This window comes from Prosthecobacter algae, assembly GCF_039542385.1.
Taxonomy (GTDB): Bacteria; Verrucomicrobiota; Verrucomicrobiia; order Verrucomicrobiales; family Verrucomicrobiaceae; genus Prosthecobacter; species Prosthecobacter algae.
In genome coordinates, this window is sequence record NZ_BAABIA010000004.1 from 386,726 (window position 1) to 401,208 (window position 14,483).

9 protein-coding genes are annotated in these 14,483 nt (G+C 59.2%); 8 read left to right on the plus strand and 1 reads right to left on the minus strand.

Going from position 1 to position 14,483, the window contains the following annotated elements; all coding sequences use genetic code 11:
* Window positions 1-35: 35 nt before the first annotated feature.
* From hflK to ABEB25_RS11525, 7 genes are all read left to right on the plus strand, one after another.
* Window positions 36-1,052 (plus strand): FtsH protease activity modulator HflK, encoded by a 1,017-nt coding sequence (gene hflK / locus ABEB25_RS11495; protein WP_345736552.1) that lies wholly within the window; start codon window positions 36-38, stop codon window positions 1,050-1,052.
* A complete protein-coding gene (gene hflC / locus ABEB25_RS11500) occupies window positions 1,049-2,110 on the plus strand; it encodes a protease modulator HflC (RefSeq protein WP_345736553.1) in 1,062 nt (353 codons plus the stop codon). Before hflK ends, hflC begins: the two co-directional genes overlap by 4 nt.
* Before the next feature lie 10 nt (window positions 2,111-2,120).
* A complete protein-coding gene (locus ABEB25_RS11505; protein ID WP_345736554.1) occupies window positions 2,121-4,949 on the plus strand; it encodes a PD-(D/E)XK nuclease family protein in 2,829 nt (942 codons plus the stop codon).
* Between the two features lie 57 nt (window positions 4,950-5,006).
* The gene (locus ABEB25_RS11510) at window positions 5,007-6,053 is read left to right on the plus strand and encodes a phosphodiester glycosidase family protein (RefSeq protein WP_345736555.1); all 1,047 of its coding nucleotides are present in this window, start codon (window positions 5,007-5,009) and stop codon (window positions 6,051-6,053) included.
* Window positions 6,054-6,119: 66 nt separating this feature from the next.
* Window positions 6,120-6,818 (plus strand): glycosyltransferase family 2 protein, encoded by a 699-nt coding sequence (locus ABEB25_RS11515; RefSeq protein ID WP_345736556.1) that lies wholly within the window; start codon window positions 6,120-6,122, stop codon window positions 6,816-6,818.
* 101 nt (window positions 6,819-6,919) lie between these two features.
* Complete coding sequence (locus ABEB25_RS11520) at window positions 6,920-7,870, plus strand: hypothetical protein (RefSeq protein ID WP_345736557.1); 951 nt, start codon at window positions 6,920-6,922, stop codon at window positions 7,868-7,870.
* Window positions 7,871-7,969: 99 nt separating this feature from the next.
* Window positions 7,970-10,204, plus strand: a complete 2,235-nt coding sequence (locus ABEB25_RS11525) for an alpha/beta hydrolase family protein (RefSeq protein WP_345736558.1) — start codon at window positions 7,970-7,972, stop codon at window positions 10,202-10,204.
* 5 nt (window positions 10,205-10,209) lie between these two features.
* On the opposite strand, the gene priA is transcribed toward ABEB25_RS11525, so the two are convergent.
* The gene (gene priA, locus ABEB25_RS11530; RefSeq protein ID WP_345736559.1) at window positions 10,210-12,612 is read right to left on the minus strand and encodes a replication restart helicase PriA; all 2,403 of its coding nucleotides are present in this window, start codon (window positions 12,610-12,612) and stop codon (window positions 10,210-10,212) included.
* A 177-nt stretch (window positions 12,613-12,789) separates the two neighbouring features.
* Here priA and ABEB25_RS11535 point away from each other — a divergent pair, with 177 nt between their 5' ends.
* A complete protein-coding gene (locus ABEB25_RS11535) occupies window positions 12,790-14,187 on the plus strand; it encodes a DUF1501 domain-containing protein (RefSeq protein WP_345736560.1) in 1,398 nt (465 codons plus the stop codon).
* The last annotated feature ends 296 nt before the right edge of the window (window positions 14,188-14,483 follow it).

A 14,483-nucleotide genomic window follows, 5' to 3' on the forward strand; every position in this document is an offset into this window, starting at 1 on the left:
CTTGCCCTGGGGCGCGGTCCCCTTTAACCTGAGGCATGGCTGCTTCCAGACCTCCCAGTCTCCCGTTCCCGAATCCTTCGAATCTCAGGATCAATCCAGGCCGCATTTTGCTGGGCGTGCTGGCCCTGCTAGTCGCCATTGGGGCGCTGACGAGCTTTTATCAAGTGCCTGCCAACTCGGTGGGGGTGGTGCAGAGATTTGGCAAGTATCTGGATACGACGCCGCCAGGATTGAATTTTAAGCTGCCCTTCGGTGTGGACAGGGTCACGCAGGTGGAGACACTCCGCCAGTTGAAGCTGGAATTTGGCTATGAGACACCGGGTGCCACGAACGAATACCAGTTCAATCCAGACTATAACGAGCGTGAGAATGAAAAGAACATGGTCACGGGGGATCTGAATGCGGCCGTGGTGGAGTGGGTGGTGCAGTTTCACATCGAAGAAGCACGGGATTACGTCTTCAATTTCCTGGAGCCGCAGGCGACGCTGCGTGACATGTCAGAGGCGGTGATGCGGGAGGTCATTGGTGACCGTTCGATCGATGAGGTGCTGACTGTTGGGCGTCAGGAGATCGAAGTGAAGGCTTTGGAGCGTCTGCAAGTCATTGTACATGCGCTGAAAATGGGCATCCGCATTGACCAGATCCAGCTTGGCAATGTGAATCCGCCTGCGGAAGTGAAGGACAGCTTTGACGAGGTGAACCGGGCCCAGCAGCAGAAGGAATCTTCGATCAACCAGGCGAATGGTGAATACAATCGCGTGATCCCTGAGGCCCGAGGTCTGGCGGAGCAGAGCATCACCCAGTCTGAAGGTTATGCCGCCCAGAGGGTGAATGAAGCTGAAGGGGACGCCTCAAGATTCACAGCGCTGCTGACCGAATATCAAAAGGCCCCCGAGGTGACGAAGAAGCGCATTTACCTGGAAACACTGGGCGAGGTGCTGCCGACCATCCCTGGCAAGATCATCGTGGATGACCGTGTGCCGCAGTTTCTTCCTCTCATGCATCTGCAGCAGAACCAGCCTGCCACAACCCCTGCCCGCCCTGAACGATGAAACCTTTCTTTTCACTTCTCATTCTCATCGCCCTCTTTGCGCTTTATGTGCTGGGGACGGCCAGCCTCTATACCGTCAGCGAGACGGAGCAGGTCATCATCACTCAGTTTGGCAAGCCTGTGGGCGAAGCGGTGACTGAAGCCGGGCTGCATGTGAAGGTTCCCTTCATCCAGAAGGTGAACCGTTTTGAAAAACGCATCGTCGAATGGGACGGCCCGCCTGCGAACATGCCCACGAGGGACAAGGTTTACATCGTGGTGGACAATTTTGCCCGCTGGCGCATCACGGATCCTCGTGTGTTTTATGAGAATCTGCGGGACGAACGTGGTGCCCAATCTCGCCTCACGGACATCCTGGGCAGCGAGACCCGCAATGTCATTGCCAAGCACGACTTCATCGAGGCGGTGCGTTCGACAAAAGACCGTAAAGTGGCCCGTGATGCAAATGTGGGAACCTCTATCGCGGATGCACGCATCGGCAACCTGCCTCCTATCACGAAGGGGAGATCGGAACTGGAGAAGGAGATTTTCATGAACGCCAAAACCAAGATCCAGGATTTTGGCATTGAGCTGATGGACCTCCGCTTCAAGCGCATCAATTACAATGAATCCGTCAGCCAAACCATCTATCAACGGATGAAGAGCGAACGAACCCAGATTGCGGAACGATTCAAATCCGAAGGGGCAGGGGAGGCGGCCAAGATTCTGGGCCAGCGCGAGCGTGACCTAAAGCTGATCCAGTCCGAAGCCTATCGCAAGGTACAGGAGATTGAAGGGGCCGCAGATGCCAAGGCCACGGAGATTTATGCCAAGGCCTATGACGCGACGCCGCAGGCACGGGAGCTGTTTGAATTTCTCAAAACGATGGAGGCCTATAAAAAAGTGCTGACACCGGACACGAGCTTGGTCCTGAGCACGGACAGTGATTTCCTGCGTTATCTGAAATCGTCTGAAAAACCGGTGCCGGCTGCCCCGGCAGCAGGGGCTGCGACTGGTGCAGCGGGGGATGATCCTCTCCAGCGGCTGCCGACACTTTTGGACGTGGCCAACCCTCGCTAAGCCTGGCCGCATGGCGACACTGACACGTCACTTTTGGGGATGGAATGTCCCGGTGCTGGAGAATGCCGTGGCGCATCTCATGCGCGGACATGAGGGAGCGGTTGCTCTGGATCTGGCGGATACGCTGCTGATCGTGCCAACCACAGAAGCCGGGCGGCGACTGAAAGAGGCGCTGGCGCGGGCCAATCCGGCCGGAGCGCTGGTGCCGTGGGTATGGACGGCTGAGCAGGCGCTGCTGCCGGTGGCTGCCCGCAAGAATGCCGCCAGCCAACTACAGTCGCAAATGGCCTGGCAGCAGGCGGTGAAGAAGGTGGAGGTTAGCCAGCTCCAGGCACTGTTCCCGCTGATGCCGGATGACATGGAGTGGGCGTGGCAGACGGAGATGGCGCGCCTGCTGGCAGATCTAAACTCCTTGTTAGGTGCGGGAGGGCTGGATTTCGCCTCTGTGGCGGAGCAGGCGGCGCATGATGCGGGACGCTGGCGGGATCTGGCGGTGATCGAAGCTCTTTACCGCGAGGAACTTAGCAGACTGGACCTATTCGATGCCCAGTCCCTGAAGCTGAAGGGTGCGGCCCAGCCGATGCTGCCGGAAGGAGTGAGCCGTGTCCTGGTGCTGGCCGCGCCCGATTTGCTGCCGCTTTTCCATCGCTGGGTGCTTTCCTGCGGGGGTGATGTGACGGTGGCCGTGCAGGCCCCGGCGAGCATGGCCGCCACCTTTGATGACATCGGACGTCCATTGCCATCTTGCTGGGGAGAGGATGCCCAGGTGGTCGTGCCGATCACGCATGAGCGGCTGCACTTGCATCATGATGCGGCCTCGCAGGCTGCGCGCACGATCCGGCTGCTGGGTGATCTGGCCCCGCAGGCACGGGTGGCGGTGGGCGTGGGCGATCCTGAAGTGGGGGCGGTGTTGCAGGAAAAACTGGGCCTGGAAGGAGTGCGGGTGTTTGAACCTGGAGGTGTAGCTCCCGCGGAAGTGGGGTTGTGGCATGTGCTGGTGCAGATGCGCGTGCTGATGAGTTCATGCTCATGGAAAGCCTTTGCGACTTTGCTGCGGGTGCCAGAGGTGCGGGCCGCCTGGATGGGCGGGCGGAAGGATGGGATGAAACTGCTGCGGCAAGCCGATGATTTTGCGGCGTTGCACATGCCGGTCACTCTGGATCACGCGTTGGAGCTTTGTGTGGTGTGGCCGGCGGAATGTGAACTGCTGCGACCGGTGCTGGAATCCGCCCTAGGCACGGTGAGAGAGTTGCAAAATTCTCCCCTGCCTGTGGCGGCGAGATCTTTGCTGGTGGAACTTTACGGGGAGCGTGAATTCTCTCCCGATGCTCCTCAGGATCAACTGACGACGTCATTGGCCGATGCGTGGTTGGGCTGCTGCCGTGAGATTCAGGAGGAGTCGGCGCGTTTTGGTCTGACACCGAAACCGGAGGAGGCCTTTGCTCTGTCTTTGGAGGTGCTTTCGCGCTCGCCTCTCTCGGAGCCGCGTGGGGAGATTGATCTGGTGCTCCAGGGCTGGCTGGAGCTGCTTTGGGAACCGGCACCGAATTTGGTGGTGGCTGGCCTGAATGAAGAGCATGTGCCGGGCATCCTGATCGCCCATCCGTTTCTGCCGGACCGGGTGCGGCAGCAGTTGGGCCTGCCCAGTCAGGCGACGCGTTTTGCCCGTGACGCCTACACACTCGCCGCCCTTGCCGAACAAAGAGTGTCGCAAGGAAACCTGCACGTGATGTGCGGTCAGTGGAGCGAGCGAGGGGACGCGCTGCGGCCTTCCCGGCTGCTTTTTCTATGCGATGACGCCACCCTGCCGCTGCGTGTGGGGCATCTCTTTCCCAAAGAAGAGTCCAGTGGTGCAGAGGTGCAGGAGCCTGCCCGGACACTGGCCTGGAAGCTAACTCCCAGGGTGGTGCAGCCCAAGGTGGAGACGCTTTCGCCCTCGCGCATCCGATCCTATTTGGAATGTCCATTTCGCGACTACCTCAGCCATGAACTGCGGATGGAGGCGACGGAAGCGGGCAAACGTGAGCTGGCTGCCAATGAGTTTGGAACGCTGGCCCACCACGCCATGCAAAAGCTGGCCAGTGACCCGCAGATGAAACGAAGCGCCGATGCGGATGCACTCGCCGGTTTCCTCATCGAAATGGCGATGGAACGGGCTCGTTTGCTTTATGGCCGACGTCCGGCCCCCTTGATCCAGTTGCAATTGGAGAGTCTGAAACAGCGGCTGAGATATGCGGCTGAGACGGAGGCGGCCGAAAGGGCTGCGGGCTGGGAGATCTATGCGGCAGAGTGGCAGCCATCTCTGGAAAAGCCGCTGCTCATCGAAGGTGCCCGCCTGACATGCAAGGTGGACCGCATTGACCGTCATGCCCATAGCGGGCATCTGCGGGTGCTGGATTTCAAAACGGCTGACAAGCTGACTCAGCCGGTGGCTGCACATGTGCGCAAGATCACGGGGCGCAGCCAGGTGCGTGAGGAGGACGAATGGAAGTGCTTTGTCCTGAAGGATGGCGTCCGTTATCAGTGGAAGGACCTGCAACTGCCGCTTTATGCGGCCGCCTTGAGTGAGCAGGGGTTGCGGCCGGACAGTGTGGGCTACTTTGCACTGCCCAAGAGTGTGCAGGATACCAAGGTGGCGCTTTGGGAGGGTTTCTGCGATGAGTGGGTGGAGCATGCCCTTGCTTGTGCGGCGGAGGTTGTCCGCCGTCTGCGTGACGGGGTGTTTTGGCCGCCTGCCAGCAAGGCCTACAGGAGACCTTTTGATGAGCTGTTTCTGAATGATTTTTCAGACAGTACAGACTGGGCAGAGGCTCCAGCGGAGATGACATCGCCGCAGTAGTGAGGACAGCATTTTTGCAGATGTGCCGGAATCTTTGACTCAGCGGAATTTAAGGGCATGATGCGCGCCTCCCCCGTGAAGAAAAAGGCTGCAAAATCCAAAGGCTGCCTCAAGACGCTGCTGCTGCTCCTGCTGGCTGCGTTCCTCTTGCTGTGGCTGGGCGGAGTTGCCTTTTTTAATGTGGACAGCAACGTGGTGGCGCTGACGGTGCGGGATTCCAAGCAGCCCTTGCTGATCCAAAGCGGGCGTGGCGTGTGGAAGGCCGCCCCGCAGATCACAGCGGCTGAGATCAGCCAAGGTTTGATCGAACGGCATTCGGAGCTAGGCATGCGCTGGTCCACCCTGAAAGTGCGGCGCGAAGGCGGTGCCCTGGCCAAGGTGGCCCATCAGATCCTGGGGGCCGAAGTACACGTGATCACATTTGCCCCAGAACATTTTGAGTTCATGACGAGCTTTGAAAAGCAGCCGAAATTTGCGGGAACGACCGCGGCTGCCCGGATGGAGGCAGACAACCTGTGGTTTTCGATCACGGCGAATTTCCGTGACCCCAAGGGCAAGCCCCTGGGCTGGGTGTGGCATGAAGGCGTACTGGTGAACGGTGCCTTTCCTGAATGGAGCGGCTGCTTTTTTGTGAAGGCGGGCCGGCCCTACTTTGGCCCAAAATCCCTGCTGGATGATGTGCCGGGGCCGATCGAAGAAGGGACCCAGGGATATCCCTCGGTGATGAAGAACCACACCACATTCTCCTATGTTTCGATGAAGCCGGACCAGTTTTTTGACGGTTCAAAGATCAGCTACCGTTCACTGGCGGGGATGAAGAAGGACGGGTCCGTCATTTTCATCGTTTCTGGCGATGGCGGGGTGATGAATGTGGCCGAGGTGACGGAGATCGCTCGCAAGCTGGAGGTGCAGCACGCTACCCTGCTGGATGGCGGGCGGGCCCTGCAATACAGCATTCGCACGGAGGACGGGCCTTGGCATTTCGCGGCGCTGAACACCCTTCTGAAGCTTCGGTACCGGTGGTTTGAGCAGCAGCTTTCTCCCGTTTTCATCGGGGTGCGCCGACGTGCCCCTAATATCATCCGGGTGCCACTGGCTCCGTGACAGGGAATGCAAATCTCCGCTTGCCACGCCAAGCCTGCGCGGGATGGATGAAGGCTGCCCGCCACCATGCCTTCGTCACCAGCCATTTCAGTCGTCGTTCCTTTGTACAATGAGGAGGACAACGTCATCGAACTCCAGACCCAAATCGCCGCAGCCCTGGCGGGGATGGACTACGAACTGGTGCTGGTGGATGATGGCAGCACGGATGCCACAGTGAAGCGGGTGCAGCGCGGTGAGCGGGTGCGTCTGCTGGAATTTGCCAAAAATGCTGGCCAAAGCGCGGCCATGCATGCAGGCATCCACAATGCTCACGGCGACATCATTGTCACTCTGGATGGAGATCTCCAGAATGACCCTGCCGACATTCCGGCGATGATTGCGAAGCTGGACAGCGGCTATGACCTAGTCTGTGGTTATCGCGCTAAGCGCAAGGACACCCCTTTCAAGCGCCTGCAAAGTCGCATCGCCAATGGTGTGCGTTCACGCTTTATCGGAGACCATGTGCGCGACACGGGCTGCACGCTGAAGGTGATGCGCAAGGAGTGCCGTGAGGCCCTGCTTTTGTTTAACGGGATGCATCGCTTCATTCCGGCCCTCATCCGCAATATGGACTATCGGGTAACGGAAATGCCGGTCAACCATCGCCCACGAGTGCATGGCGTGAGCAAGTACGGCTTTGGCAATCGGGCCTGGAGGGCCACTTGCGACATGTTTGGCGTGCGCTGGCTCAACAGCCGCCGCACCCGATATCAGATCAAAGGGTAGGCCTTGCCGTCTTGGCGATAACTTTTTCTTTCTCGCTTTCCATCTTGACCAACGTGGTCCGCCTCCTGCATTCTCCAGCCTCTTCAGATCCCTTCGCTGGAATGAACCTGCGCGAACAACTTCGACATATCCTCCCGGACATCCTTCCCGATGATCCCGAAGAGGCCATTAAAGGCACTGAGCTGATCCGCCTGGTGCGCCTCCGGCTGGGTGATGACTACAGCGATGCCACGCTGCGCTATCATTTTTCCATCCTCAGCTACGATTCGACGTCGCCCATCGCGAAGGTGGACCAAGGGCAGGGCTACTATCAGCGGCTCAGCAAACCGGCCCAGGCACAGGGCACGGGTCGGCTTTTGTTTGGCGGTGAGATAGAGGGGGACTCCGCCCAGTCACGCTTTCAGCGGCTGCTGGCCATTTATGAACGACTCTGCCTGCTGCGTTCCCATTATCCGTTCCGCCTTAATGGGCGGGCAGAGACGCCCCTGGATGAAAGAGGCCAGTGGGATATCCCGGACTTGATCACGGCCGAGTGGGATTTGGAAACAGGCGCGGATGAAGTGACGCGGTTTGACTCCGGCATGCTGGATCTGCGACGTCATCTGGGTGGTCCTGAAGTCGGCCTCAGTGGCGTTCAGCTTAAAATAGGTCTCACTTTGGACAATTACACGGCCCAGTTTTTCCAGGCACTGAGCGCCACCCGCTGGACCTTGCTGAGCGAGCTGGTGATTGCCGAGCCGCTCAATGATGAAGCTCTGGTGGATGCGCTGCGCAGCCTGGGAAACCAGTTTGGCGTTGGCATCAGCACACTGGGCATTAATGGCAGCCAACTGGATGAACTGCCCAGTGCAAATGACTTGCGCACGATGAGTGCCGCAGAGTTTGAAATCGTGCAGGGCAAGTTGCGTATCCAGAAGATCACGGTGCCGGCCCCTCGTCAGCGCATTGACTGGCAGGCGCTGTCGGCGCTGAAGAAAAAGCACGAGTCCGTGGATGAACTGGTGCGCTGGCTCAGCGAATGCCTGAACCGCCGCCAGCCTGAATGGAAGTGATCGTGGGCGGAGACCTAGGGCTCCAGATTTTCGTTTGTCTGTGAGTCTGGTCTTTTGAGTGGCGTTTGTTCCGTAGGACACTTCACCCAACGGACTCTCATGCAAACGCTACCGATTCTGACCGCCCTCGCCCTGCAACTTCCTGGCATGGCCCCTTTGGAGCCGAATCCTGATTTCTCCGCCACGATGGTGGCCGGGATTGACCGCTTTTTGCTGCGAGAGACGGAGGTGGCCAAAGACCGGCGAGGCTTGTTTTGGAAACGCGATTTCACCTCGTCTGAGGCTTATGAAGCTTCTGTCCAGCCTAACCGAAAGCGTCTCAGCGAAATCTTGGGCGTGATTGACGCTCGCCTGCCCGTTCGAGCCTTGGAATTGGTGAGCGATACAGAGACCTCGGCAGTGGTCTTGGAAACCGAGACGGCCACAGTATCCCGGGTGCGCTGGCCAGTCTTTGAGGGCGTGCATGGGGAAGGCCTGCTGATTCAGCCAAAGGGGCCAGTGCTTTCGCGCATCGTGTGTCTTCCCGATGCCGATACGCCACCGGAAAAAGTGCTGGATGCGATGTTGGTGAATGCTGGGGCGCAGATGGTGATCCCGATGCTGATCTCGCGAGATTCCGAACATTCTGGAAGTGAGCGACTGGGCATCCTGACCAATCTCCCGCATCGGGAATGGATATACCGCCAGTCCTTTATTCTTGGCAGACACATCCTAGGTTATGAACTGCAAAAGACCCTGGCCCTGGTGGACTGGTTCAAAGCCCAGCCAGATAAGCTCCCGGTCAGTGTGGCCGGATTTGGCGAGGGCGGGCTGCTGGCCCTCTGTGCGGGGGCGCTGGATGCCCGCATTGATTCGGTCTATGTCTGGGGACACTTCGGGCCTCGTGAGGGACTGTGGCAGGAACCGATCTACCGAAATGTGTTTGGACTGCTGCGCGAGTTTGGGGATGCAGAGCTGGCTTCGCTGATTGCCCCGCGCCATCTCGCCATCCAGCATGCAGGATTTCCAAAGGTTCAAGGTCCACCCGCTGCGGCCAAGGGACAGCGGAACATTGCCGCACCAGGGGTGGTGACCATGCCGTCCCTGACTGCCGTGCAGGATGAAATGGAGCGGGCGCGGCAACTGGTCCCGGCCTTCAAGGACTGGGCGCGGGTGTTTGACATGAACAGCTCGAATGCAGACATCGTGGCCCACCTTTTTCCGGGAGAAACGGGCGCGGCGATGCTGAAGGGCATGACGTCCGCCTCCAAGGCTCCGTTGCCGGTTGTTCCTGTCCGCTCCGTTGCCCAGAGGGAGCAGGTGCGTGAACTGGAGCAGTTTACGCAGAAGCTGTTGGTCACGACGGAAGCGGAACGGAAAAGTGAGTTCTGGAAAAAGCTGCCGCTGACCTCGGTGGCGGAATTTGAGAAACACACCGCAGCAGAGCGCGAGCGTTTTTGGACGGATGTAATCGGTCGTTTCCCAGATCCAGATCTGCCTATGAATGCACGCAGCCGCGTGGTGAAAGAGGTGGGGCAGGTGGTGATCCATGAGGTGACGCTGGATGTGTGGCAGGATGTGATTGCCTGGGGTTGGCTGGCCCTGCCGAAGGGGATGAAACCGGGAGACAAACGCCCGGTGATCGTCTGCCAGCATGGCTTGGAAGGCCTGCCCGAGCATTGCTTTGATACCGATGAGACGGCGGGTCCCTGGAAAGCCTACAAAGCCTTTGCGCTGAGGCTGGCCGAGCAGGGGTACATTGTTTTTGCCCCGCACAACCCGTATCGCGGGCGCGATGCCTTTCGCACCCTGCAGCGCAAGCTGAACCCCCTTGGCAAATCCATTTACTCAGTCATCAATGGGCAGCACCAGCGGATCCTCGAATGGCTGAAGTCGCAGCCTTTTGTGGAGCCTGGAAAGATAGCCTTCTACGGTCTCAGCTATGGCGGGAAGAGTGCCATGCGCACGCCTGCTGTGCTCACGGACTATTGTCTGAGCATCTGCTCGGGTGATTTCAATGAATGGGTGAGGAAGTGCGCCACGACGGATCTTCCACTCAGCTATGTCTTCACCGGTGAATATGAGATCTGGGAATGGAATCTCGGCCGCACGTTTAACTACGCCGAGATGGGTGGCCTCATCGCTCCCCGACCGTTTATGGTGGAGCGTGGGCACCGGGACGGAGTGGGTGTGGATGAGTGGGTGAACTACGAGTATGCGAAGATCCGGCAGCTCTATAATCAGTTAGGCATCGGCGATCGCACCGTGATTGAGCACTTTGACGGGCCTCACACGATCCATGGCGTGGGGACGTATGATTTTCTGCATCACTGGTTAGGTCGTCCCCGGCCTTGAGGGGGTTAACCGACGTTCATCGGGTCCACATCCCAGCTCACGTAGATATCCGCAGGCACGCTGAGCCCATCGACGACCCGTTTGATGTGGGCGCAGAGGACCCGGATCTTCTCGCTGCGCAGCAGCAGTTGAAAGCGGTGCTGGCCATGGGCTTTGGCCAGTGCGGCAGGGGTGGGATCGCCCATGATGGTGCCTTCGGGCAGGCCCTGTTCTAGGCGCTTGTGCAGCGTTTGCAGGGTGAATTCAGCTTGGGCCTCGTGTTTGCCGCGAGCGCTGATGAGCACCATGTGCGCATAGGGGGGATACTTGAAAGCCAGGCGGTGCTCTAGTTCCTGTGCGGCATAGCCCTCGTAGTCATTGTGACGGCTGAATTGGATGGCCGGGCTATGGGGGGCATGGGTTTGAACAAAGACCTCCCCTTTGACTTCACCTCGGCCTGCTCTTCCTGCCACTTGGACCAGGAGCTGAAAGGTACGCTCGGCTGCGCGAAAATCGGGCAGATTCAGCGCGGAGTCTGCATTCAAGACCCCGACCAGGGTGACATTGGGGAAGTCTAGGCCTTTGGCGATCATCTGGGTGCCGATAAGGATGTCCAGCTTTTGCGCGCGGAAGTCCTTCAGCGTGTCACGTAGTTGGTTTTTCCGCTGCATGGTATCAGTATCCACGCGGGCCATGCGGGCCTGGGGGAAGACCTCGCGCACGGCCTGCTCCACACGCTCCGTGCCAAAGCCGGAATACTTCAGGCCGGGCTCCTTGCAACTCGGGCACTTGGAGGGAGGCACGCGCCGTGCGCCGCAAATGTGGCAGACAAGGCGATTGTCCTTTTTATGCAGTGTCATGGGGATCGCGCATTCCTGGCATTGCACGGTCTCACCACAGGAGACGCAGCCAAGGCTGGTATTGAAACCACGGCGGTTCAGGAAGAGGATGGTCTGCTCCTTCTTCGTGAGGCGGTCGGTGATGGCATTGCGCAGTTTTTGGGAGAGGATGCCTGTGTTGGTGAAGGAGACTTCAGTGCCTTTGCGCCGCTCCAAACGCATGTCCACGATGCGGATGAGCGGCATGGATTTGCCGTCCGTGCGCTTGGTCATATGCAGCAGTTCGTACTTGCCGTTGCTGGCATTTTGGAACGACTCCAGGCTGGGCGTGGCGGAGCCTAAAAGGACGGGGCAGCGCTCGATCCGCCCACGGACGACGGCGACATCTCGCGCATGGTAGCGAGGGGCATCTTCCTGCTTGTAGGAGGGCTCATGCTCCTCGTCCACAATGATGAGGCCGAGATCTTCCAGAGGGGCAAAAATGGCGCTGCGGGCACCGATGACGATCTTAGCCCTGCCTTCATGGATCTTAAACCACTCATCATGCCGCTCGCCATCGCTGAGGTGGCTGTGCAGGACGGCGATGGCATCCTTCTGTTCTGAAAAGCGGGCCTTGAAGCGCTCGATGGTTTGCGGGGTGAGGCTGATTTCTGGCACCAGCACCAGAGCAGTTTGGCCTCGCTTCAGCACCTCGGCGATGGCCTGGAGATAGACCTCGGTTTTGCCACTGCCGGTGACCCCATGCAGCAGCAGCGTGGGGTGGGTGCGCACGGCAGTGCGGGCGTCCTGTGCCGGTGTCTCTGCTGCTGCCGGGTCCTCCTTGACCTTGCCATTCATGGCGACGATGACGGCCTCGTAGGCCACCTTTTGCTCTTCGGTAAAGGTGAGCGGCTGGCTGGGCAAAAATTCCTCGGTTTGAAAGGGATCGCGCTCCACCCGCACCTCACTGCGGGTGATCCAGCCAGCCTTTAGCAGGGGCTTGATGATGGCAGTGGCACGTGGCAGCTCGCGCCGCAGTTCGCTGAGGGTGGCCTCGCCGCCGTTGCTGCGCAGTTTTTCCAAAATGCGCGCCTGCATGGGGGCGGTACTGTGCAGTTTTTCAAAGACGTCCGGCGGTGGTTCTTTGGCCAGCTTGAGGTGGCTGTCGGTGAGGAAAGTCTCTGGCTTTTCCCGCACGGCCTGGGGCAGCATGGTGCGCAGCACACGGTTCACCGGCACCACGTAGTAGTCGGAGATCCAGTTGGCCAGCTTAAGCAGGCCTGGGGTGAACATGGGGCGGGAACCGACCAGGGAGGCGATCTCCTTCAGCTTGGCGTTGTACTCCGTGGACTCCAGCAGCTCAATCACCACGGCGGAGACGCGCTGATGCTGGAGGGGGACCATGACGCGGGTGCCGATGCCGATCTGGCGTTCCAGCTTTTCGGGGATGGCGTAGTCCAGTTCGAGGGCCGCTGCGGTCTCGATCTGCACGCGGGCGATCCGTTGGGCTGCATCCAGGGCAGGGGAGGCCGCTCCGTCCGGGCGCGGCAGCCCCAGGTCAAACAGCGACTGGGCGGCTGGGCGGCTGGAGCTGGCGGGTCGGTCAGGCATTCGGTGTCCTCATTCTGAACCACGGATCACGGGAGTTTGCACGGAGGATATTGAAGGAAAGCGGGAGAGCTCCTTTTGGCCGGAGTCAGCGATCCGCCATTTCGTCGTTGGCTAAAATGTGTTATTTAGCCCAACGGCTTCTGCGCAACAAAGCTGGTTTCTCCACGTATCCTTTCCATGGCATCTGATCTGATTGGTTCCTGCTCCCCTGCACCTTGGTCGCGCCGCCGTTTGCTGACGGCTGGCGGTCTGGGCATGCTGGGCCTGACCATGCCACGCATCCTCCGGGCCAGTGAGGCCATAGTGACGGAGAAGATGATCGCCCGGGCGAAGTCCGTGGTGTTTCTGTTTCAGTGGGGCGGGCCGAGCCATCTGGAAACCTTCGACATGAAGCCGGATGCGCCGGAGGGCATCCGGGGATTTCACAAGCCCATCAAGTCCAGTGCGGATGGAATTTATGTCTCTGACAGGCTGCCAAAAACGGCGAAGATCATGGACAAGGTCACGCTGATCCGGTCCATGCATCACACGATGAAAAACCACAACAGCGCCGGTTACTATGCGTTGAGTGGTCACGCACCGCCGAGTGATGATCAGCGGCTGAAGGATTCGCCGGATCTTTTCCCTTCCTATGCTTCCGTGGTGGACCGTCTGGCTCCTGGCCGTGGAGAAATCCCCACGGCAGCCAGCTTTCCCTGGACCGTCAGTGATGGCTCCTTCACGCCAGGGCAGCGGGCCAGCTTTCTGGGCAAGCAGCATGATCCCTTCTTTGTGCTGCGCGATCCTAGCGCCCCAGACTTTGCCCTGCCGGAGCTGAGCCTGCCGCCAGGGATCAGTTATGAACGGCTTACCGCCCGGCGCGAGCTGCAGAAGCTGGTGGATTCCCAGACCCGTCTCATGGACCATTCGGCGGAGGCGCGGGGCATCGAAGGCTACTATGAAAAGGCGCTTTCCATGCTGCACAGCGAGAAGCTGCGTGCGGCCTTCGATCTTTCCAAGGAGCCGGACAAGATCCGCGATACCTATGGCCGTACGGCCTATGGGCAGAGCTGCCTGCTGGCGCGCCGTCTTGTCGAAGCTGGGGTCAAATTCGTCACGGTCAATTTTGCCCCGAGCATTGGCGGCCAAAGTACCACGGCGGGCGGCTGGGACACGCACGGGTTCAATGACACGCGCATGTTCCCCATCATTGATGCCTACCACATGCCGATGACGGAGCAGACGCTGCCCACCTTCCTCAATGACATGGATGACCGGGGCCTGCTGGACGAGACGCTGGTGGTCTGGGTGGGGGAATTTGGCCGCACGCCGAAGATTAACAAAAACATCAGCCGCGACCACTGGCCCCAGTGCTACACGGCCCTCTTGGCCGGTGGCGGCGTGAAGCGTGGTTTTGTCCATGGTGCTTCCGACAAGAACGGGGAATACCCCGCCGAAAAGCCGGTGAAGCCTGACGACTTGGCGGCGACGATGTATCATTTGTTAGGCATTCGTCATGACACGGAAGTTCATGATGTGGCGAATCGGCCGGTGCCCATCAGCTATGGCAAAGTGATCCAGGAAGTGATCGCGTGATCTGTCCGGCCTGAATGAAAAGTGTCTGTTAGGAGACGAGCGTTCGCTTGCATTCTGCCTGAGCGAGTTTATAGATGGAACCTGGATTCAGAACCATCCCTCCCCCACTATGGCTAAAGGCAACAACGCTCACAAAAAAGAAGTCAAAAAGCCAAAGAAGGAAAAGCCGAAGCCCGCTCCGACGGCTCGCAAGCCTTAATTTAGGCTTGGCCGAGTATCGGCTACAGGCAGAGTGCAAGCTTTGCCACCTTCAAGGATTTTGATCGGCCAGAACATCGGGCTTGCCCGGTTCTCCG